General features: G+C 69.5%; 17 protein-coding genes. 9 read left to right on the top strand and 8 right to left on the bottom strand.

What is annotated here, in order from left to right; genetic code table 11:
- The first annotated feature begins 191 nt into the window (after positions 1 to 191).
- Together hspQ and ACN0RJ_RS12180 are read left to right on the top strand one after the other, a co-directional pair.
- Positions 192 to 518 (top strand): heat shock protein HspQ, encoded by a 327-nt coding sequence (gene hspQ, locus ACN0RJ_RS12185; protein ID WP_417720146.1) that lies wholly within the window; start codon positions 192 to 194, stop codon positions 516 to 518.
- 31 nt (positions 519 to 549) lie between these two features.
- Positions 550 to 1,167 (top strand): LysE family translocator, encoded by a 618-nt coding sequence (locus tag ACN0RJ_RS12180; protein WP_417724430.1) that lies wholly within the window; start codon positions 550 to 552, stop codon positions 1,165 to 1,167.
- Between the two features lie 11 nt (positions 1,168 to 1,178).
- Here ACN0RJ_RS12180 and ACN0RJ_RS12175 read toward each other — a convergent pair whose 3' ends face one another.
- From ACN0RJ_RS12175 to ACN0RJ_RS12150, 6 genes are all read right to left on the bottom strand, one after another.
- On the bottom strand, positions 1,179 to 2,219 hold the full coding sequence (locus ACN0RJ_RS12175) for a threonine aldolase family protein (RefSeq protein ID WP_417724429.1): 1,041 nt from the start codon (positions 2,217 to 2,219) through the stop codon (positions 1,179 to 1,181).
- Positions 2,219 to 2,689 (bottom strand): YcgN family cysteine cluster protein, encoded by a 471-nt coding sequence (locus ACN0RJ_RS12170; RefSeq protein WP_417720143.1) that lies wholly within the window; start codon positions 2,687 to 2,689, stop codon positions 2,219 to 2,221. Before ACN0RJ_RS12170 ends, ACN0RJ_RS12175 begins: the two co-directional genes overlap by 1 nt.
- Complete coding sequence (locus ACN0RJ_RS12165) at positions 2,686 to 3,618, bottom strand: bifunctional riboflavin kinase/FAD synthetase (protein WP_417720142.1); 933 nt, start codon at positions 3,616 to 3,618, stop codon at positions 2,686 to 2,688. Before ACN0RJ_RS12165 ends, ACN0RJ_RS12170 begins: the two co-directional genes overlap by 4 nt.
- Positions 3,619 to 3,628: 10 nt before the next feature.
- Positions 3,629 to 5,098, bottom strand: a complete 1,470-nt coding sequence (locus tag ACN0RJ_RS12160; RefSeq protein WP_417724428.1) for a PLP-dependent aminotransferase family protein — start codon at positions 5,096 to 5,098, stop codon at positions 3,629 to 3,631.
- 74 nt (positions 5,099 to 5,172) lie between these two features.
- A complete protein-coding gene (locus ACN0RJ_RS12155) occupies positions 5,173 to 5,883 on the bottom strand; it encodes a response regulator (RefSeq protein WP_417720140.1) in 711 nt (236 codons plus the stop codon).
- On the bottom strand, positions 5,880 to 7,067 hold the full coding sequence (locus tag ACN0RJ_RS12150; RefSeq protein WP_417724427.1) for a GAF domain-containing sensor histidine kinase: 1,188 nt from the start codon (positions 7,065 to 7,067) through the stop codon (positions 5,880 to 5,882). The genes ACN0RJ_RS12155 and ACN0RJ_RS12150 overlap by 4 nt, the downstream gene beginning before the upstream one ends.
- Before the next feature lie 227 nt (positions 7,068 to 7,294).
- On the opposite strand from ACN0RJ_RS12150, the gene ACN0RJ_RS12145 reads away from it, so the two are divergent.
- Genes ACN0RJ_RS12145 through ACN0RJ_RS12125 form a run of 5 tightly spaced genes read left to right on the top strand, consistent with a single transcriptional unit; the run spans position 7,295 to position 12,570 of the window.
- Positions 7,295 to 8,314 carry an ABC transporter substrate-binding protein gene (locus ACN0RJ_RS12145; protein WP_417720138.1) on the top strand — a complete coding sequence of 340 codons (1,020 nt, stop codon included), beginning with the start codon at positions 7,295 to 7,297 and terminating at the stop codon, positions 8,312 to 8,314.
- 6 nt (positions 8,315 to 8,320) lie between these two features.
- Positions 8,321 to 9,754: a sugar ABC transporter ATP-binding protein gene (locus ACN0RJ_RS12140; protein ID WP_417724426.1), complete on the top strand. Its 1,434-nt coding sequence runs from the start codon at positions 8,321 to 8,323 to the stop codon at positions 9,752 to 9,754.
- A 1-nt stretch (position 9,755) separates the two neighbouring features.
- Complete coding sequence (locus tag ACN0RJ_RS12135) at positions 9,756 to 10,685, top strand: ABC transporter permease (protein ID WP_417720136.1); 930 nt, start codon at positions 9,756 to 9,758, stop codon at positions 10,683 to 10,685.
- A gap of 11 nt (positions 10,686 to 10,696) precedes the next feature.
- On the top strand, positions 10,697 to 11,635 hold the full coding sequence (locus ACN0RJ_RS12130) for an ABC transporter permease (protein ID WP_417720135.1): 939 nt from the start codon (positions 10,697 to 10,699) through the stop codon (positions 11,633 to 11,635).
- Positions 11,632 to 12,570, top strand: a complete 939-nt coding sequence (locus ACN0RJ_RS12125) for an SMP-30/gluconolactonase/LRE family protein (RefSeq protein WP_417724425.1) — start codon at positions 11,632 to 11,634, stop codon at positions 12,568 to 12,570. The genes ACN0RJ_RS12130 and ACN0RJ_RS12125 overlap by 4 nt, the downstream gene beginning before the upstream one ends.
- 9 nt (positions 12,571 to 12,579) lie before the next feature.
- Here the strand turns inward: ACN0RJ_RS12125 and ACN0RJ_RS12120 are convergent, their stop codons facing one another.
- On the bottom strand, positions 12,580 to 15,909 hold the full coding sequence (locus ACN0RJ_RS12120; RefSeq protein WP_417724424.1) for an EAL domain-containing protein: 3,330 nt from the start codon (positions 15,907 to 15,909) through the stop codon (positions 12,580 to 12,582).
- Between the two features lie 218 nt (positions 15,910 to 16,127).
- On the opposite strand from ACN0RJ_RS12120, the gene nagA reads away from it, so the two are divergent.
- On the top strand, positions 16,128 to 17,288 hold the full coding sequence (nagA, locus tag ACN0RJ_RS12115) for an N-acetylglucosamine-6-phosphate deacetylase (protein ID WP_417720132.1): 1,161 nt from the start codon (positions 16,128 to 16,130) through the stop codon (positions 17,286 to 17,288).
- Between the two features lie 3 nt (positions 17,289 to 17,291).
- On the opposite strand, the gene ACN0RJ_RS12110 is transcribed toward nagA, so the two are convergent.
- The gene (locus tag ACN0RJ_RS12110; protein WP_417720131.1) at positions 17,292 to 17,900 is read right to left on the bottom strand and encodes a TetR/AcrR family transcriptional regulator; all 609 of its coding nucleotides are present in this window, start codon (positions 17,898 to 17,900) and stop codon (positions 17,292 to 17,294) included.
- Positions 17,901 to 18,103: 203 nt separating this feature from the next.
- Between ACN0RJ_RS12110 and ACN0RJ_RS12105 the strand changes: the two genes are divergently transcribed.
- Entirely contained in the window at positions 18,104 to 19,264 is a 1,161-nt protein-coding gene (locus tag ACN0RJ_RS12105) for an efflux RND transporter periplasmic adaptor subunit (protein WP_417724423.1), read from the top strand.
- Positions 19,265 to 19,280: the final 16 nt, after the last annotated feature.

The following is a 19,280-nucleotide window of genomic DNA, read 5'->3' as shown; positions in this document are numbered from 1 at the left end:
CCGATTGCACCCGGAGTGGGAATCACATTTCCTGCAGCGCGGGGACACGGCAGGATCGCGCTGGAGACTGACGTGCCCCGAGGGGCGGAGGAGGACTGTTGGGCAGCCTGCCACAATATGTTTCCGTCAAATCTGTCCCAATTCCGGGCAATTTGCCTTACAAATGTCTAAAACCGGCCACAGAGGGTGTCATGCATACACAGCGCGCGAAATATTACCTGGGGCAGGTCGTCCGTCACCGCAAACATCCGTTTCGCGGCGTTGTGTTCGATGTGGACCCGGAATTCAGCAATACCGACGAATGGTACGAAGCGATTCCCGAAGAATCGCGCCCGGTGAAGAAGCAGCCCTTCTATCACCTGCTGGCCGAAAACGATCAGAGTTTCTACGTCGCCTATGTTTCGGAGCAGAACCTCATCGCGGATTATTCCGGCGAGCCGGTGGATCATCCCGACATCCCCGACCTGTTCGGACGTTTCGAGGACGGCAGTTACGAGCTGCATTTTCAACTGAACTGAAAGGTGGGGCGGGGAATTCCCGTCCGTGGCCATGGATCTTGCATCAGCCCTGACATTGATGGTCGCGACGGCGGCGCTGGTGGCGATCCCGGGTCCGAACGTCGCCCTCATCATCGGCAACACCCTGACCCACGGGGCGCGCTACGGCGTCGCCACGGTGCTTGGCACGACGCTGGGCGTCGGCTGCCAGGTGGTTTTCGTCGTCGCCGGCCTTGCCGCGCTGCTGGAGCTGGCGGCATCGGCGCTGCACTGGTTGCGCTGGGCCGGGGTGGCCTATCTCCTGTGGCTCGGGATCGCGGCCTGGCGGCAGGGCGGGGCCGCGCTGGCCGAGGTCGTGCCGGTGCGCCGTCCGCCGTGGAAGCTGTTCCGGCAGGGCGCGGTGATGGCGGTGCTGAACCCCAAGACGCTGTTGTTCAACGCCGCCTTCCTGCCGCAGTTCGTGACCGCCGAAAGCGGCGCCGGGGCGCTCGGGACGGCGGCGGTGCTCTATCTCGGGGTGTTTCTCTGCGGTGATCTGCTCTGGGTGCTGGCGGCGCGCTCGGCGCGGGGCTGGCTGTTGCAGGCGGGTCGGCTCCGGCACCGGCTGACCGGCGCGCTCTATATCGCGGCGGGGGCCGGGCTGGCGCTGGCGCGGGTCGACCGGATCTGAGGCCGCCCGGCTCAGGCCGCCTTCAGTGCAGCCAGAAAGGCCGCCACGTCCTCGGGCGTCAGCGACCATCCGCAGACCAGCCGGCCCATGACGATCTCGTCGTCGGGGCCGTCTTCCGATCCCCAGATGTGATAGACCGCGCCCTCTGCCATCACTGCCCGGTGCAGGGCGCGGGGGGCTTCGAAGAACACGAGATTGGCCGGGGCCTCGGTCAGCACGGTCAGTCCCGCCTCCTTCAGCCCGGCGACGAGCTGGTCGCAACGGTCGTTGGCGCGTCCCGCCAGATCGCGCCAGAGGTCGCCGTCCAGATAGGCCGCCATCTGTGCGGCGAGATAGCGATGCTTGGAGAACAGGTGCGCCCCCCGCTTGCGGCGGAGTTCGAATTCCCGCGCGCGCGCCGGGTCGAACAGGATCACCGCCTCGACGCCCATCAGACCGTTCTTGGTGCCGCCGAAGACGCAGACATCCACCCCCGCCTTCCAGCTCATCTCGGCCGGGGTGACGCCGAGCTTCACGCAGGCATTGGCAAAGCGGGCGCCGTCCAGGTGCACCGGCAGGCCGTATTCCTTCGCGACGTCGCAGAGGGCGCGCAGTTCCTGCATGGAATGGACGTTGCCGCGTTCGGCGACCTGGGTGATCGAGACCGGCCCGCGCAGGGGGCCGTGCACGCCGCGCGTCTCCTCGGCCTCGATTGCGGCGCGCAGGGCCTCGGGGGTCATGCGGTCGCCCTCCCCGACAAGGGTCAGCTTGGCGCCGCCGGAGTAGAATTCCGGCGCGTTGCACTCGTCCTCGTGGATATGCGCGACGGGCGAGCAGAACACCGTCCCGTAGGGCGGGCAGAGGCAGGCGAGCGCGAGGGCATTGGCCGCGGTGCCGGTCGGCACGAGATAGACCGCCGCCTCCGGCGCCTCGAACAGGGTGCGGATGCGGTCCGCGACACCGGCGCTCAGGGGATCGCCGCCGTAGCCCATGGCATAGCCTTCGTTCGCGGCGCCCAGGGCGGTCAGGACCTGCGGCGGGACCGGGCCGGAATTGTCGGAGGCAAAGAACATCAGACGGGCTCCTCGATGATGTAGTCTTCCCAGTCGTCCTCGTCGATTTCGAACTCGGGAACGGTGCGGTGCTGCATCGACACGCCCGCCTCGTGGACGCTGTCCGGGGTGCCGGTCAGCAGCGGGTGCCAGTCGGGAAGGGGGTTGCCCTCCCACAGCAGGCGATAGGCGCAGGTCTGCGGCATCCAGTAGGCGTGGCTGTCGATGTTGGAGGGTTTCAGCACGATGCATTCCGGCACGAACTGGTGGCGGATGTCATATTGCGCGCAGCGGCAGGTGGTGTCGTCGAACAGGCGGCAGGCGACGCAGGTCAGGGCGACCTCGCCGGTTTCCTCGTCTTCCAGCTTGTTGAGGCAGCACTTGCCGCAGCCGTCGCACAGCGCTTCCCATTCGGTTGGCGACATGTCGGTCAGACGCTTGCGCTCCCAGAAGCGCGGCTGAAGGCCGGAGCGGTCGATGGGGTCGCTCATGGCGCGCCCAGGATGCGGCGCGCCTCGGTGCAATCGGCCTCCATCTGCGCGACCAGCGCGTCGAGGCCGTCGAACTTCATCTCGGGGCGCAGATATTCCACCAGCCCGACCGAGAGCGTCGCGCCGTAGAGATCGCCCTTGAAGTCGAAGAGATAGGTTTCCAGGTTCGCGCGGTTTTCCCCGAACATCGGCCGCACCCCGAGCGAGGCAGCGCCGTGGTACTGGCCCCTGTGTTCGCCGGTCAGAACGTCGACCAGAACCGCGTAGACGCCGTGCATGGGCGGATGCAGGCCTTCGATCGACATGTTCGCCGTGGGAAAACCCAGTTCGCGCCCGCGCTGTTCGCCGCCGATCACCATGCCCTCGATGCGGTGCCAGTGGCCAAGCTGCGCGGCGGCGTCGCGCGGGCGGCCCTCGGTCAGCGCCTCGCGGATGGCGGTGGAACTGACCTGACCGCCGTCGATCTCGATCAGATCGGCCACGGTCACGCCAAAGCCCATCTCCGCGCCGAAGCGCTTCAGGTGCGCGACCGTGCCCGCCCGCCCCTGGCCGAAACAGAAATCCGCGCCGACGACCACATGCGACAGGCCGAGCCCGTCGCGGATCACCCGCGCGGCGAACTGCTCGGGTGTCAGCGCGGCGAGGGCGGCGTTGAAATTCAGCTCGTAGAGGCGCTCGACCCCCAGCTTGGCCAGCCGCGAGGCGCGCGCCTTGGACGACATCAGCCGGAACGGCGGCGCCTCGGGGGCGAAATATTCGCGCGGATGGGGTTCGAAGGTCAGCACGCCCAACGGTGCATCGCCCCCGGCGCGCCGCGCGAGGTCGATCACCGCCTGATGGCCGCGGTGCACTCCGTCGAAATTGCCGATGGCGGCGCTCGCACCCCGGTCTTCAGGCTCGACGTAAAGATAATCCCGCACGATCCGCATGGGGCAAGCCCTAGCTTCCTCCGCCGACCTGTGCAAGCGCCTCCGCGATCAGGGCGAGCCCTGCGCCGATGCGCTCGGAGGGGATCGAGGAATAGCCGAGCCGGTAGTAGGTCGCCGGCGGGTTTTCCCGCGCGAAGAAGGCGGCCCCCGGTTCGATCAGCACGCTGTCGGCACGCAGGGTCCGGGCAAGCGCGGTGGTGTCGGTGCCCTCGGGCGCGCGCATCCAGAAGGACGACCCGCCATGCGCCCCGCGCCCGGCGATGGTCAGCCCGTGGCGGGCGATCTCCGCCTCCATCACGCGGCGCCGCTCGGTCAGCGCGCGTCCGGTGCGGCGCACGAGGCTGTCATGGTGGCCGAGGCTCAGGAAATAGGCGGTGGTGCGCTGGATATGGCCGGGCGGATGCCGCAGGATCGACGCCCGCAGCGCCCGGGCCTCGCGGATGAAGGCGGCGGAGCCGACGAGATAGCCGAGCCGCAGACCCGGAAACAGCGATTTCGAGAAGCTGCCGACGTAGATCACCCGCCCGTCCGTATCGAGCGATTTCAGCGCCGGGGCGGGCGGCTTGAGATAGGCCATCTCGAACTCGTAATCGTCCTCGACGATCAGCGCGTCCATCTCGCGGGCGCGGGCAAGTAGGGCCATCCGCCGCTCCAGCGGCATGGTTGCCGAGGTCGGGCATTGGTGGCTGGGCGTGGTGAAGATCACGTCGGCGCTGTCGGGCAGCGACCCCGGGGGCAGGCCGTGCGGATCGACCGGAACCGGCACCAGCGCGCAGCGCGACTGGGCGAGGATGTCGCGCAGGGCGGGGTAACAGGGGTCCTCGATCACCGCGCGGCGGCGGCGGTTGAGCAGCACCTGCGTGGTCAGCCAGAGCGCGTTCTGCGCCCCGAGCGTCACGAGGATCTCGTCCGGTCCCGCGATGATGCCCCGGCGCGGCAGGGTCTGGCGCGCGATGAAATCCACCAGGTGCGGATCGTCGCGGTCGTAGTAATCCTCGGTCAGCGCACCGAAATCCCGCGCCCCCAGCGCCTGCACCGCGCAAAGCCGCCAGTTGGCATGGTCGAACAGCCTCGGATCGGCCTGGCCGTAGATGAAGGGATAGCGGTAGCGCGCCCAGTCCGGCGGCCGGATCAGCGCCGCGCCGCCGCTGAAACGCTGCGCCAGGGCGCGGGACCAGTCGACGCGGTCCTCGCGTGCCGGGGGGGTGAATTCCGGCGGCTCGGGCGCGTTGTCGGAGACGAAATAGCCCGACCGCCCGCGCGAGGCGAGGTAGTCGCTGGCGACCAGCTCGGTATAGGCGAGGGTCACGGTGATGCGGCTCACCCCGAGGTGCATCGCCAGCCTGCGGGTCGAGGGCAGCCGTTCGCCGCGCCGGAAGCGTCCCGAGAGGATGCCTTCGGCGACCATCTGCTGGATGCGCGCCTGCAGCGTGCCCTGCGCGCCGGGGGTCAGGAAGAAGGTTTCGACCGGAATAGCCATCGGCGCAGGTTACGGCAGGCGCGCGATCCGGCGCAACCGGGCCGCTGCGGTCCCCGGCGCGGGCCGGGCGGCTCTCATCCCCGCCTCTGCACCCAGTGGTCCAGCTCCCGCTGCGCGGTCTCCAGCACCTCGACGTTCAGGGTCCGGGTGGTGATCGCGCGGCTGAGCGCGCGCACGCGCTTGTTCATCGCCGGGGCATCCTCGTCCCCGACGCCCAGCTTGTCGTAGAGCGACAGCAGCCGGTTCTGCACGGTGCGCAGCGACATGCCCCGCCGTTCGGCGATGGTCTTGTCCTGCAACCCCAGCGCCAGGTCCAGCAGCACGCCGTATTCGCTGTCGTCCAGCGCATTGCGCGGCGAGGCGGTGCGGCGCTGAAGCCGGTGCACCTCGCGGTCGACGATGATCTGGCCCTCGATCAGCACCGCCCGCAGCGCCAGCTTCAGCCGTTCCCGGCTGGCGGTCTTCAGCACGTAGCCATAGGCGCTGTCCTCGGGCACGATGCGGGAGATCCCGCGCAGATAGGCCTCGTCCGAATAGTTCGACCAGAACAGGATGCGGGTCTGCGGCCGTTCGGCCCAGATCGACCGGGCGGCCTCGATGCCGTTGCGCCGCTCCATCTGCAGATCCATGACCACCGCCTCGATCTTGCCGGCGCGGGCCTCGGCCTCGCCCTCGAAGCCGTCGACGGCGTGCAGGGTCTCGGTCACTTCGGGCAGGGCCTCGGCCAGCGCGTCCTGAAGGTAGCTTGCGTGAAACTGGTCATCCTCGACCAGGAGTACCTTCATGTCCGTGCCTCCGCCAGGGTGACGGCGACGCAGGTGCCGCCGTCGTCCACGATGTCGAGCTCTGCGCCGATCAGGTCGGCCCGCGTGCGCATGTGCATGAGCCCCGAGCGCCGCGTCGTCCCGTCGCCGAGACCGCAGCCGTTGTCGTTGATGGTGATGCAGAGCCGCTGCCCCACGTCGCGCCCGATGCCGACCCCGATGCGGGTCGCCCCGGAATGGCGCGCGGCATTGTTGATGGCCTCCTGCGCGATGCGGAACAGGGCGGTGCGGGTGGTCCGGTCCAGCGCGTCGGGCGCGCCGTCGGTGTCGTCGTCCACGTCGATCGCCACGCTCGACACGCCCACCGCGCGTTCCAGGTGGACCCGCACCGCATGGGCAAAGCCGAACAGGTCCAGCAGGGTCGGCACCGCCGTGTCGATGATGCGCCGCAGGTCGACGATGCAATCGTCGATCTTGCGGGCCAGCGCCGCGCGTCCCGGCACCGGGCCGTCGCCCGAAACCTCGCGCAGCAGCCGCGTCAGATCGGCAAGGGTCTGGTCGTGCAGGTCCATGCCCACGCGCTGGCGCTCGGCCTCCAGCGCCTGCGTCAGCTCCAGCGCGCCCTGGCGCAGCCCTTCCTCGCGGGCCTGGGCCATCGCGCGCACCTTGGTCGCCTGCTGGGCCTTTTCCGAAGCGTGGAGCGCGTGGAAATAGGGGGCGAGCACATTGGCCAGGTGCTGCGCCTCGGCGGCGGTGCCGTGATCGTAGAGCGACTCGATGCTGTGCGAGAAGTTCAGCGTGCCGATCACCCGGCCCATGACCTTCATCGGGACGTTCACCCGCGAGCGCATCTGGTGGTTGATGATCGGCTCGCAGGCGGCGCCGGGATAGATGTAGCGCGGATCGCGCATGGCATTGCCGGTGAGCATGAGGTCGGTCCTGCCGGTCAGCAGGTCGCGGACCGGGGAATACTGCACCCGCGTCCGCTTGCGCGACCAGCGGGTGCGGATGCCGACCTCGTAGCTCACCACCCAGCCGGGCGAATCGTGCAGGCAGATGTCGGCGTGAGTATAGGGGATGATCTCGGAAATCTCGGTCGCCACGGCCGACAGCGCCGAGCGGATGTCGACCTCTCCGGCCAGGTGTTCCGAGATGCGCAGGTGCACGTCCGGCCCGCGCAGGACCGCGTCAGCGATGAATGTCACAGTGTCCTCCCGACGGCGTCGTTGCGCCTGACCGCAAGGATGCGCCGCCTGCCCGGCAAAGAAAACACCGATTCCCGCAGATGAGATGCGGGAACCCGCAACAGATCTGCGGTCCGCACACTTTACAGCGCCCGGCCCGCCGGATCAGCATGGGCGCGTGCCGGAGGAGACGGCGCACGGAGGAGAACGGCGCGCCGATCAGAATGCGTGCCAAGGGAGGAAGAACCATGACCATGTCCCGACTGCTGCTGAGCGCGGCAGCCATTGCCGTGACCGCGGGTGCGGCCCAGGCCGATACCGCCGACAAGCGCATCGCGCTGTCCAACAACTACGCCGGAAATTCCTGGCGGCAGGCGATGTTGCAGACCTTCGAAGAGGTCGGCTCGCAGGCCGTGACCGATGGCGTCATCGCCGCCGCAGACCCCTACACCACCTCGGAAAACCAGGCGACCGAACAGGCCGCGCAGATCCAGAACATGATCCTGCAGGGCTACGATGCCATCGTGCTCAACGCCGCCTCGCCCACCGCGCTGAACGGCGCGGTCAAGGAAGCCTGCGACGCCGGCGTGACCGTGGTCAGCTTCGACGGCATCGTGACCGAACCCTGCGCCTGGCGCATTGCCGTCGATTTCAAGGAGATGGGCCGCCAGGAGGTCGAATACCTCGCCTCGCGCCTGCCCGACGGCGGCAAGCTGCTGGAGATCCGCGGCCTTGCGGGCGTCTTCGTCGATGACGAGATCAGCGCCGGTATCCACACCGGGATCGAGGAGAACCCGCAGTTCGAGATCGTCGGCTCGGTCAACGGCGACTGGGCGCAGGACGTGGCGCAGAAGGCCGTCGCGGGCATCCTGCCCTCGCTGCCCGAAGTGGTCGGCGTGGTGACGCAGGGCGGCGACGGCTACGGCGCGGCGCAGGCGTTCAAGGCCGCGGGCCGCGACACGCCGCTCATCGTGCTCGGCAACCGGCAGGACGAAATGGCCTGGTGGAAGCAGCAGCACGACGAAAACGGCTACGAGACCATGTCGCTGTCGATCGCGCCGGGCGTTGCCTCGCTCGCGCTCTGGGTCGCGCAGCAGATCCTCGACGGCGAAGAGGTGCCGAAGGATCTGACCGTGCCCTTCCTCAAGGTGACGCAGGACACGCTGGACGAGGCGCTTGCCAGCACGCCCGAAGGCTCGGTCGCCAACACGGTCTATTCGCTCGACGACGCCAAGGCGGTCATCGCCGAAGCCAAAGGGGCGATGTAAGACCTCATGAACAGCGCAGCCGACCCGGCTGCGCCGCTGGTCGCCCTGACCGACGCCGCCAAGCATTTCGGCGCGGTCAGGGCGCTTGACGGCGTGAGCCTTGCGATCAGACCCGGAGAATGCCTCGGCCTTGTCGGCCACAACGGCGCCGGGAAATCCACGCTGGTGAACGTCGTGAACGGCGGGCTTGCGCCCTCCGCCGGGACCGTCGCCTTCCCGGCCTCGGGCGCGACCGGCGCGCTGGGGGCCGGGGTGCGCTCGGTCTTTCAGGAGCTGTCGCTCTGCCCCAACCTGACCGTGGCCGAGAACCTGCGCATCTCGCATTCCGCGCTGTCCGGTGCCGGCTGGCGCCGCGCCGCGCGGACCGAGATCCTGCGCGCCCTGGACACGGTGTTTCCCGACCACGGCATCGACCCCGACGCCGAGGTCGGCGCGCTGACCATCGCCGAACGCCAGATGGTCGAGATCGCCATCGGCTTCGCCCCGCGCGGCACCGAGGCGCGGCTGGTCATCCTGGACGAACCGACCTCCTCGCTCGATGCCGGGATCGCCGAACAGCTTCTCGACCATATCCGCCGCTTCTGCGCGGCGGGCGGGGCGATCATCTTCATCTCCCACATGCTGGGCGAGATATTCTCGGTCGCCACCCGCATCCTCGTCATGAAGGACGGCAGGGTCGTGGCGGACCGCCCGGCCGGCGGCTTCACCCGGCAGGGGCTGGTCGATGCCATGGGCCATGTCGCCGCCGAAGGCACCGGCGCCGCGCAGGCCGCCCGCGTCCGGGGCGAAGAGGTTCTGTGCACCCCCGAGGGGCTGAGCGCCCGCAGGGGCGAGATCGTCGGCCTCTCCGGGCTTGCCGGTCACGGGCAGGCCGAGGCGCTGGCCCGGCTCTATCTCGGCGCCACCTCGTCGTGGCGCCGCCCGAAGGACACGCGGATGGTCTTTGTCGCGGGCGACCGGGGGCGGGACGGCATCCTGCCGCTCTGGTCGATCCTGCGCAACGCGACCCTCACCATCCTGTCCGAAACCGCCCGGCGCGGGCTGGTCGACCGCGAGGCCGAAAGCGCCACCGCCGCCGACTGGAAGCGCCGAATCGGCATCCGCACCGACGACGTGCGCAACAACATCCTGTCGCTTTCGGGCGGCAATCAGCAAAAGGTGCTCTTCGCCCGCGCGCTCGCCTCCTCCGCCCCCGTGGTGGTGATGGACGACCCCATGCGCGGCGTCGACGTGGGCACCAAGCAGGACGTCTACGCCATGATCCGCGCCGAGGCCGCCAGGGGCCGCACCTTCCTGTGGTATTCCACCGAAACCGAAGAGGTCTGCCAGTGCGACCGGGTCTTCGTGTTCCGCGACGAACGGATTTCCGCCGAACTGACCGGCGCGGACATCACCGAGGAGCGCATCCTCGAAGCCTCCTTCGAGATGATGGAGGCGTGACATGACCTTCATCGCACGGCACCGCATCCTGCTGCCGGTGGTTTCGCTGGCGGTCCTGCTCGCCGCCACCTTCTACATGCAGCCCCGCGCCATGAGCTATTTCGGGGTGAACCTGCTGTTCAACCTCGCCGTGCCCATCGCGCTCGCGACCATCGCGCAGATGTGCATCATCATGGTCAACGACATCGACCTGTCGCTCGGCGCCTTCGTGTCGCTGGTGGCCTGCATCACCGCGACCTACCTCAACGACACGCCGGCGCTGGGCCTGCTGATCCTGCTGGCGCTGATCCTGTGTTATGCGCTGCTCGGGGCGCTGATCCACGCGCTCGACCTGCCCGCCATCGTGGTGACGCTGGGCATGTCCTTCGTCTGGGGCGGGCTCGCGCTGTTCATCCTGCCCTCGCCGGGCGGCGCCTCGCCCGGCTGGATCCGCAGCATCATGACGGTGAAACCGCCGCTGGTGCCGATGGCGGTGGTTGCCTCGGTGCTGATCGCGGGGGTGACGCACCTGCTGGTCATGCGGTCGGGCATCGGCACGGTGCTGCGCGGAGTCGGGGGCAATGCCCGCTCGGTCCAGCGGGCGGGCTGGCCGGTGATCCGGCTCAAGGCGCTGGCCTACGGGCTGGCCGGGCTGTTCGGCGTGCTGGCGGGCATGGCGCTGGTCGGTCTGACGACCTCGGCCGATGCCAATATCGCGCTGCGCTACACGCTCCTGTCCATCGCCGGGGTGATCCTGGGCGGCGGCGAGTTCATCGGCGGGCGCGTGTCGCCCACCGGCGCGGTGATCGGCGCGCTGACGCTGACCCTCGCCGCGTCCTTCCTGAGCTTCATGCGCCTGTCGCCGGACTGGCAGATCGGCGCGCAGGGGGCGATCCTGATCCTCGTCCTGACCGCGCGGCTGCTCTTCACCCGCCGCGACGGCGCGGCATAGGGGGGCGGATCATGCAGACGCTCGTCTCCCGCCCCTGGATCTGGTCCTGGATCGCCGCCGCCGTCGCCTTTGCCTTCACAATCGCCCTGACCGAGGGGCGCGGCGCGGGAGAGCTGGCCTATGCCGCGCTCAGCTTCGGGGCCTTCGCGGCCATCGTGGGGCTGGGGCAGATGCTGGTCATCACGCTCGGTCCCGGCAATGTCGACCTGTCGATCCCCGCGACCATGACGCTGTCCGGGACGCTGGCGCTCAAGGCGATGTCCTCGGACCCCGGCACGGCCTTCCTCGGCCTCGGGATCGCGGTGCTGGTGGGGCTCGGCACCGGGCTCGCGAATTTCGCGCTGATCTTCCTGCTGCGCCTGCCGCCGATCATCGCCACGCTGGCCGCGTCGCTGCTCTACCAGTCGCTGGCGATCTGGTCGAACCGGGGCCTGCGCATCAAGCCGCCCGAGGGTCTGGCCGATTTCGCCACCGGGCGCAGCCTCGGCATTCCCAACGTGGCGCTGGTCGGGCTGGTCCTGTCGGTCGTGGTCTGGGTGCTGCTCGAACGCTCGGTCTGGGGGCGGTGGCTGCTCGCCTCGGGGCAGAACCTGCGCGCCGCGCGGCTTGCCGGCGTTCCGGTCGAGCGGGTGCGCGCCACCACCTACGTCGCCGTCACGGTCTTCGCGGCCATCGCGGGCTACCTGCTGTCCAGCTTTTCCGGCGGCGCGGCGCTGAACATGGGGGCGGAATACCTGCTCATGTCCATCGCGGTCGTGGTCATCGGCGGCACCTCCATCGCCGGGGGCATGTCGAACGTGCCGGGCGTCTGGGGCGCCTCGCTGTTCATGTTCCTCGTCGTCTCCATGCTCAACTCGTACGGCGCCGGCGCCGGCGTGCGCATGGTTCTGACCGGACTCATCATCATCGGCATCGTCATTGCCGCCAGCACGAGAAGGGCACAGAGATGATCAAGACCCCGCCCCATATCGAAATCCGCGACCCCCGGTTCGCCGACCTGGTCCACCCGATGAGCCAGCTCGAAACCCTCGCCTCCGGCTTCACCTGGACCGAGGGGCCGGTCTGGTTCGGGGACCAGGGCTGCCTGCTGTTTTCCGACATTCCGTCCGAACGCATCCTGCGCTGGTCCGAGGCCGAGGGCCTTTCGGTCTATCGCGCCGGAAGCGGATTCAACAACGGCAACACCCGCGACCGCCAGGGGCGGCTGGTGGGCTGCCGCCACGGCTTCCGCGACGTGGTGCGCACGGAATACGACGGGACGCTCAGCGTTCTGGCCGCCGACTATCAGGGCAAGCGGCTGAATTCCCCGAACGACGTGGTGGTCGCTGCCGATGGCGCCGTGTGGTTCACCGATCCGACCTACGGCATCCTGTCGAGCTTCGAGGGCAATCAGGCCGAGCCGGAACAGACCGCGCACCACGTCTTCCGCATTCCCCCCGAAGGCGGCGATCCGGTGCCGGTCGTGTCGGACTTCGTGCAGCCGAACGGGTTGTGCTTTTCGCCCGACGAATCGCTGCTTTACGTGGCCGAGAGCGGGTCGTCCCATGACACCTCCGTTGCGCCCGTGATCCGTGTTTTCGAGGTGTCCGGCGCCACCCTGACCGATGCCGGGGTCTTTGCGACGATCGACACCGGCCTGCCCGACGGCATCCGCTGCGACGAGACCGGCAACCTCTGGTCCTCGGCGGCGGACGGCGTGCACTGCTTCGATCCCGCCGGAACGCTGCTGGGCAAGATTCTCGTCCCCGAGACGGTCTCCAACATCGCCTTCGGAGGCGCGGACGGGCTGCGGCTGTTCATCACCGCCACCACCTCCGTCCACCGGATCTTCGTGAACGTGAAGGGTGCCGAGCCCTGGACGCGCGCCCGGCGGCGCCCGATGTGAGCGCGACCGTCACGCGGAATCCCTGAGCCGGGCGGTGGCATGGTCGAACAGCGCCTCGCTGCCGAGCGCACGGGCAAAGAGATAGCCCTGAAGCACGTCGCACCCGAGATCGCGCAGGATGTCGGCCTGTTCGCGCGTCTCGACCCCCTCGGCCACGGTGCCGATGCCCAGCGTCTCGGCGATCTCGACGATGGCGCGCACCAGCTTGTGCGCCCGGGCGTCCCGCGCCACCGGGGCGACGATGCGCCGGTCGATCTTGAGCGCGGTCGGGTTGATCTCCATCAGCGAGATGATCGAGGCGTGGCCCGAGCCGAAATCGTCGATCTCGATCTCGATCCCGGCCTCGCGGATCATGTCGAGATGGAAGCGGAAGGCATCGCTCTCCTCCTCGACCAGGATGGATTCGAGCAGTTCGAAGGTCACCTTGGTCTCTCCGACCGCCATCGACCGCGCCAGCGAGACGACGTCGGGATCGTGCATCCGTCCGGAGCTGACGTTGAAGCTGATCTTGGGGATGATCAGCCCGGCCTCGCGCCACCGCGCCATGGCGCCGCGCGCCTTCTCCATCATGATGCGGTCGATCTCGGGCACGATGCGCATCTGCTCGGCCACCTGCATGAAGCTGTCGGGCGAGAGCACGCCGCGCTCCGGGTGGTGCCAGCGCAGCAGCGTTTCGATCCCGGTCAGGGCGCCGGTTCGGGACGACACCTGCGGCTGGAAATAGGGCTCGAACTCGTCGCGCTCCAGCGCATCGTGCAATTCCTGGCCGATGCGGCGGTCGCTCAGGATGCTCTGGTGCAGGTCGGTGGTGAAGAACTCCAGCCGGTTGCGGCCGCTTTCCTTGGCCCGGTAGAGCGCGGCATCGGCAAAGACCTGAAGCTCCGCGCCGACCTCGGTGATGTCCTCGGTATGGGCGATGCCGAAGCTGGCACCGAAGCGGCAGGGCCGCCCCTCGTGGAGCACGGGCTCTTCGAGGCGGCGCTGGATGCGCTCGACGATCTCGCGGGCGTTTTCCGCGGTCATGGTCGGGCCGAGCAGGATCGAGAATTCGTCGCCCCCGATCCGCGCCGCGAAATCTCCCGACCGGATGGAGCCGCGCAGCACCCGCGCGACCTGTTTCAGCACCTCGTCCCCGGCGCCGTGACCGAGCGTATCGTTCACGTATTTGAAATGATCGAGGTCCATGCGGATCAGCCCGCAGGGCAGCGAGGCCTTGCCCAGCCGCGCGTCCTCCAGCCGCTGCGCCATCATCTCGTCGTAGTAGCGGCGGTTCGGCAGCCCGGTGAGCCCGTCGTGCTGGGCCTGCCGCGCCTTCTCGATCCGCATCGTTTCCGCGACGTGATGGGCCCTGCGCAGCTCTTCCTCGCGGATCTCGTCGACGGTGACGTCGTGGATGACACCGGTCAGCACCACGGCGCCCTCGCGTTCGCGATGGGCGATGGCGACGCAGGACAGCCAGAGCATTCCCCGCTCCGGGTGCAGGTAACGATACCGCAGCGACAGGTTCCCCGGCCGGGCAAAGGCCTGCCGCAACCCCTGTTCGACCTGCGGCATGTCGTCGGGCACCACGCGCGCGAACAGGCAGTTGCGCTCGCTGTCGAGCCCCGCCCGCGTGCAGCCCAGCAGCTCGACAAGCTGATCGCTCGCGTAGTGGAAGGTCATCGAGCCATCGTCCCGCACTTCGACCTCGTAGAGGCCGACCGGGGCGATGTTGGCGATGGAGCTCAGCCGCTCGTGCGCGATCCTGACTTCGCGCGCGGCGCTGCCGGCGCGCTGTTCGGCGCGTTCCTGCACGGTGATATCCACGAGATTTGCGAACCAGACGATCGAGCCGTCCTCGCGCGCGTAGGGCAGGGCGTTGCACAGCAGGGTGCGCACCCCCCTTGCGGCAGAGCGGATGCGGACCTTGGCCGAAAACCGGCTGTTCAGGGCGCGCGCCATCTCCTCCTTCCGGCGGAGCGAGACGACATCCTCCGGGTGCATCGCGCGGAACACCGCCCGACCGTCGGCGGCGATCTCCTCTCCGGGGACGCCCAGCATCTTCGGCAGCTTGGCGCTGAAGAACGAGATGTGAAGCCGGCCACCCTCGTCCACGACGTATTCGAACATGGCACCCGGCGCGTTGTTGGCCAGGGTGTTCAACCGCTCGCCGGCGCGGCGGGCCATCTCCGCGGCCTCGGACAGGCGGCTTTCGTTTTCCTTCAGCGAATCGATGCAGGTAAAGGTCCCGGCCAGCAGAAACGGCAGCCCTCGTGCGGAGCGGTCGATCTTGCGCGCGATGGTGCGATACCAGTGGTGGCTGCCCTCCGCGTGGCGCAGCCGCAGGTCGATGTCATAGACCTCCGACGCGCCGGAGAGCATCCGGTCGAGCGCGCGGGTGAACCGCGGGATGTCGTCGCGATGCACCAGCGCCCGCCACCCGGCCCGGTCCGGCAGGAAGCTGCCCGGTTCGTGACCGAGCAGGCGATACCCCTCGTCATGCATCCAGTACTCGCCCCGATCCGGGCAGACCGACCAGGCGCCCATCTGCCCGCAGACCACGGCGGTCGCCAGAAGCTCCTCCCCCGCGATGGCATCGTTGCGCGCGGTTTCGGCGCGGCGCAGCGCCTCGGCCAGATGCGCTTCGGCGGCCTTGCGGGCGGTGATGTCGGTGCAGGTGCCGCAGACCATGAAGGGCAGACCCCGGTCGTCCCGCTCCACCCGCCGGGCCCGTGCGTTCATCCAGAGCCAGCTTCCGTCCGCCTTGCGAACCCGGAAATCGAGGTCGGCGTCTGCGATCTCGTCGTCGAACAGCGCCCGCAGCAGGTCGCGCGCGGTCTCCCGGTCCTCCGGGTGGACCAGCTTCGCCAGCACCGCCTCGGGCAGGACCGCCCGGCGGGGTTCGTGGCCCAGCATCCCGAGGCACTGGCCGGACAGGTGAAGCCGCCGCCTGCGCCGGTCGAGATACCATTGCCCCGTCGACGCGGTGGAGCTGGCGATTTCGAACATCGCCCGGTCGAGCGCGGCCGGATCCGGCGTCGCGGCCTCCAGCATGATACGTTCGCCGCCGTCGGGGCCGATCCCCGAGGTGAGCGTGCAGGCCAGGGGAACCACGGAGCCGTCGGCGTGGCGGAACTGTCCCGCGACCCGGAGCGGCCCGCCGGCCTGCCGCACCGAACGCCAGAGCCCGCGGGTCCGGCGCGCGCCGCCGTTCAGAAGATCCTTCACATGCGCCCCGCGGGGCCATCCCTCCGGCCGGCCCATCGCCTGCCGCGCGGCGGCGTTCGCGGCCAGGATGCGCCCGGTCGGGTCGGTCAGCCAGACCGGGCCCGGCAGCCCCTCCGCATGGTCTTCGCTCAACACCGGACTGGCATTCATGACGTCACCGCTCGCTCCGCCCCCTCGTTGCGCAGTCATCGCGGGCAAAGGCTAATCTTTCCCTGACATATGCCGGTTGGATCGAATGCGAGACGTTTTGCGCACCGCGCGGGGGCGAGTTGTCCCCGGCGGCGCGGCATGGGACAACGGATCGACACGGGCGCGGATGCCGGAGCAGGGCGACAAGGCGGGAGAGCACCATGAGCAATGCGTGGATCGTCGAGACGGACCTGCTGTTCGACGGCAGCGGACGGGCGCCCGAGCGCGACCGCGCGGTGCTGGTGCGTGACGGGCGCATCGCCGGGGTCGGCGCCACCGATGCCGGGGCCGCGATCCCCCGGCTGCGCTGTCCGGTGCTGGCCCCGGGGTTCCTCGACATCCAGATCAACGGCGCGGCAGATGCGCAGTTCAACGACGATCCCTCGGTCGAGACCCTGCGCCGGATGGCGCGGGGCGCGGCGCAGGGCGGCAGCGCGTGGATCCTGCCGACCTTCATCACCGCGCCGGGCCGCGCCTACGCAGAGGCGCTGGACGCGGTCGCCGCGGCGCTCGGGGCGGGGGTTCCGGGGATCGCGGGGCTGCATCTCGAGGGGCCGTTCCTCAGCCCGCGCCGCGCCGGCATCCACCCGCCCGAGGCGATCCGCCGTCCCGATGCCACGGATCTCGCCCGGCTCGAAGCGCCCGGCGGCGGTGCCCGGCTTGTCACCCTCGCGCCCGAGGAGGTCGGCCCGGACGCGGTGGCGCGCCTTTCGGCGGCGGGCTGGACGGTCTTTGCCGGGCATTCCGAGGCCACGGCCGAGGATCTGGTCCCGGCGGTCGCCGCGGGGCTGAGCGGGGCGACGCACCTGTTCAACGCCATGTCCCAGATGACCCCGCGCGCGCCGGGGCTGGTGGGCGCGGTGCTCGGCGGGCTGGTGCCCCATGCCGGGCTGATCGCGGACGGCCACCACGTGCATCCGCTGTCCCTCGCGGCGGCGCTGAAAGCTGTCGGGGCGGACCGTCTCTGCCTCGTCACCGATGCCATGCTGACGCTGGCGGGCACCCGGACGGGGTTTCGCATCGGCGCGCGCGAGGTGCGGCTCGACGGCGGGCGGCTGGTCGGTGAGGACGGCACCCTGGGCGGCGCGCACCTGGCCATGGACGAGGCGGTGCGCAACATGATCGCGCTTGCCGGGGCGACGCCGCAGGAAGCGATCCGCATGGCCTCGGCCACACCGGCGGCGGCGGTCGGCCTCGGGGACGAGATCGGGACGATCCGGCCCGGGCAAAGGGCCGGGCTGACCCTGATGGATGCCGGTCTGCGGGTGCTGGGGACGATGTCCGACGGCGCCTTCCCGTGGCGCGACGCCGCCCTCGGCTGAAATTCAGTCCCCGCGGGGACGCACACCGTTCAGAAAGATCGCGATCGCCCGGTCGCGCCGGGCCGCGCGTTCGGCGGGCAGGCGCAGCATCCGGTCCGGGTCGAGCAGGCAGGCGATGGTGTTGCCCATCACCATGTCGAGCAGCAGTTCCGCCGCTCCGGGGATGTCCTCGGGAGAAAGCGCGATGTCGCCCGCGGCCGCCGCCGCCGTCAGTTCCCGGCACAGCAGGTCGACCACCTGCCCGGGGCCGTTCTTGCCCAGGCTGCAGGCCAGTTGCGGATAGCTGCGCGCCTCTGCGATCACCGCGCGCAGCATTTCCAGCGGCGCCTGCGGGTTCTCCATCGAGGGGTTCAGCGTCAGCAGGATGCGCAGCCGGTCCTCGAGCGAGGCGTCGCGTTCGTCGGGGCGCAGCGGGCGGAACAGCGACTTGCCCATCTGCTGGAGGCAGGCGCCGAGCAATTCCTCGCGGCTGCCGTAGAGCGCGTAGAGCGTGCGCTTGGACATGGAGGCGCGCTGGGCGATGGCGGCCATGGTCACTTCGTCCGGGCGGGTGTCGGACATCAGGCCGATGGCGGCCTCCAGCACCAGCGACTCGCGTTCGGCCGGGTCCATCTGGACCGGGCGCCCGCGCCGCCTTGCCCGACTCTCCTCCGTGTTTGCCGGGTCTTTCGGCATTCCGTCCCCCTCGCGATGGTCACGATCAAAAAGATTCTGCACGTGCAGCATATCCGAACTTTACAAAACCCGCCAGTTTCCTTATCGCGGTTTCTGATCGATCCGCCGCCCGGCGGGCGCGCTTATGCCGGAGCCTTCTGATGCCGTCCATTTTCAAAGCCCTTCCCTCCATTGCCGTTCTGCTGACCGTTTTCGGCGCGGTCCTGCCCGCGACCGCGCAGCAACCGGGCGGCGAACGCCCGCCGATGCCCGTCACCGTGGTGACGGTCGAGGCCTCGGACGTGACGCTGACCTCGGCGCTGCCCGGGCGCGTGACCGCATCCGGGATCGCAGAGGTGCGCCCGCAGGTCAGCGGCATCGTCACCGAGCGGCTGTTCGAGGAAGGCAAGCCCGTGGCGCAGGGCGATCCGCTCTACCACATCGACCCGGCCACCTACGAGGCCGCCAAGGCCGCCGCAGAAGCCGGGCTGGCGCAGGCGCAGGCGCAGCTTCGCGCCACCCAGCGCGAGGAAGAGCGGCAGGCGGAACTGCGCCAGCGCAACGTGACCAGCCAGCAGAACCTCGACGATGCGATCTCGGCCCGCGACGTGGCCGAAGCCTCGGTCAAGGTGGCCGAAGCGCAGGTGCTCGCCGCCGAGATCGACCTCGACCGCGCGACGGTCCGGGCGCCGATCTCGGGCACCGTGGGTCTCAGCCAGACCACGCAGGGGGCGCTGGTGACGGCGGGACAGGCCGGGGCGCTGACGGTGATCCGCAAGCTCGACCCGGTCTATGTCGACGTGACGCAATCCGCCGCCGAGATCCTGCAATGGCGCCGCTCCGGCCAGGAACTGGCGGAAGAGGCCGGCGCCACCGTGTCGCTGCGCCTTGCCGACGGCGGCGGCTACGATCACACCGGCCGGCTGGCCGCCGCGGAACCGCATGTGAACGAGCAGACCGGCGTCATCGTGCTGCGCCTGGAATTCCCGAACCCCGACAAGTTCCTGCTGCCCGGCATGTACGTGCAGGTCGAGATGCCGCAGGGCGTCGTCAAGGGCGCGATCCTCGTCCCGCAGGAAGGCGTCACCCGCGACCGCCGCGGCCGTCCCGTCGCCATGGTCGTGACCGCCGGGAACACCGTCGAATCCCGCGATCTGACGGTACAGCGCGACCAGGGCTCCGACTGGGTGGTGACCGAAGGTCTCGCCGCCGGGGACAAGGTCATCGTCGAGGGGCTGCAGAAGGTGTCGCCCGGCATGGTGGTGGCGCCCGAAGAGCGCGCCGACCCGACGGCGGCGACCGCTTCCGCCTCCGGCAACTGAACGCATTCCAGGAGTC

This window comes from Salipiger sp., assembly GCF_048261495.1.
Lineage (GTDB): Bacteria > Pseudomonadota > Alphaproteobacteria > Rhodobacterales > Rhodobacteraceae > Salipiger.
The sequence above is the reverse complement of the archived record's forward strand: the minus strand, read 5'-3'. Positions and strand labels throughout refer to the sequence as shown.

Bases quoted from the DNA above. Each gene is read 5' to 3' on its own strand.
- ACN0RJ_RS12130 (WP_417720135.1), top strand. From the start codon at position 10,697: ATGCAGACGCTCGTCTCCCGCCCCTGGATCTGGTCCTGGATCGCCGCC.
- ACN0RJ_RS12175 (WP_417724429.1), bottom strand. From the start codon at position 2,219: ATGTTCTTTGCCTCCGACAATTCCGGCCCGGTCCCGCCGCAGGTCCTG.
- ACN0RJ_RS12135 (WP_417720136.1), top strand. From the start codon at position 9,756: ATGACCTTCATCGCACGGCACCGCATCCTGCTGCCGGTGGTTTCGCTG.
- ACN0RJ_RS12155 (WP_417720140.1), bottom strand. From the start codon at position 5,883: ATGAAGGTACTCCTGGTCGAGGATGACCAGTTTCACGCAAGCTACCTT.
- ACN0RJ_RS12160 (WP_417724428.1), bottom strand. From the start codon at position 5,098: ATGGCTATTCCGGTCGAAACCTTCTTCCTGACCCCCGGCGCGCAGGGC.
- ACN0RJ_RS12145 (WP_417720138.1), top strand. From the start codon at position 7,295: ATGACCATGTCCCGACTGCTGCTGAGCGCGGCAGCCATTGCCGTGACC.
- ACN0RJ_RS12140 (WP_417724426.1), top strand. From the start codon at position 8,321: ATGAACAGCGCAGCCGACCCGGCTGCGCCGCTGGTCGCCCTGACCGAC.
- ACN0RJ_RS12105 (WP_417724423.1), top strand. From the start codon at position 18,104: ATGCCGTCCATTTTCAAAGCCCTTCCCTCCATTGCCGTTCTGCTGACC.
- hspQ (WP_417720146.1), top strand. From the start codon at position 192: ATGCATACACAGCGCGCGAAATATTACCTGGGGCAGGTCGTCCGTCAC.
- nagA (WP_417720132.1), top strand. From the start codon at position 16,128: ATGAGCAATGCGTGGATCGTCGAGACGGACCTGCTGTTCGACGGCAGC.
- ACN0RJ_RS12180 (WP_417724430.1), top strand. From the start codon at position 550: ATGGATCTTGCATCAGCCCTGACATTGATGGTCGCGACGGCGGCGCTG.
- ACN0RJ_RS12170 (WP_417720143.1), bottom strand. From the start codon at position 2,689: ATGAGCGACCCCATCGACCGCTCCGGCCTTCAGCCGCGCTTCTGGGAG.
- ACN0RJ_RS12165 (WP_417720142.1), bottom strand. From the start codon at position 3,618: ATGCGGATCGTGCGGGATTATCTTTACGTCGAGCCTGAAGACCGGGGT.
- ACN0RJ_RS12110 (WP_417720131.1), bottom strand. From the start codon at position 17,900: ATGGACCCGGCCGAACGCGAGTCGCTGGTGCTGGAGGCCGCCATCGGC.
- ACN0RJ_RS12125 (WP_417724425.1), top strand. From the start codon at position 11,632: ATGATCAAGACCCCGCCCCATATCGAAATCCGCGACCCCCGGTTCGCC.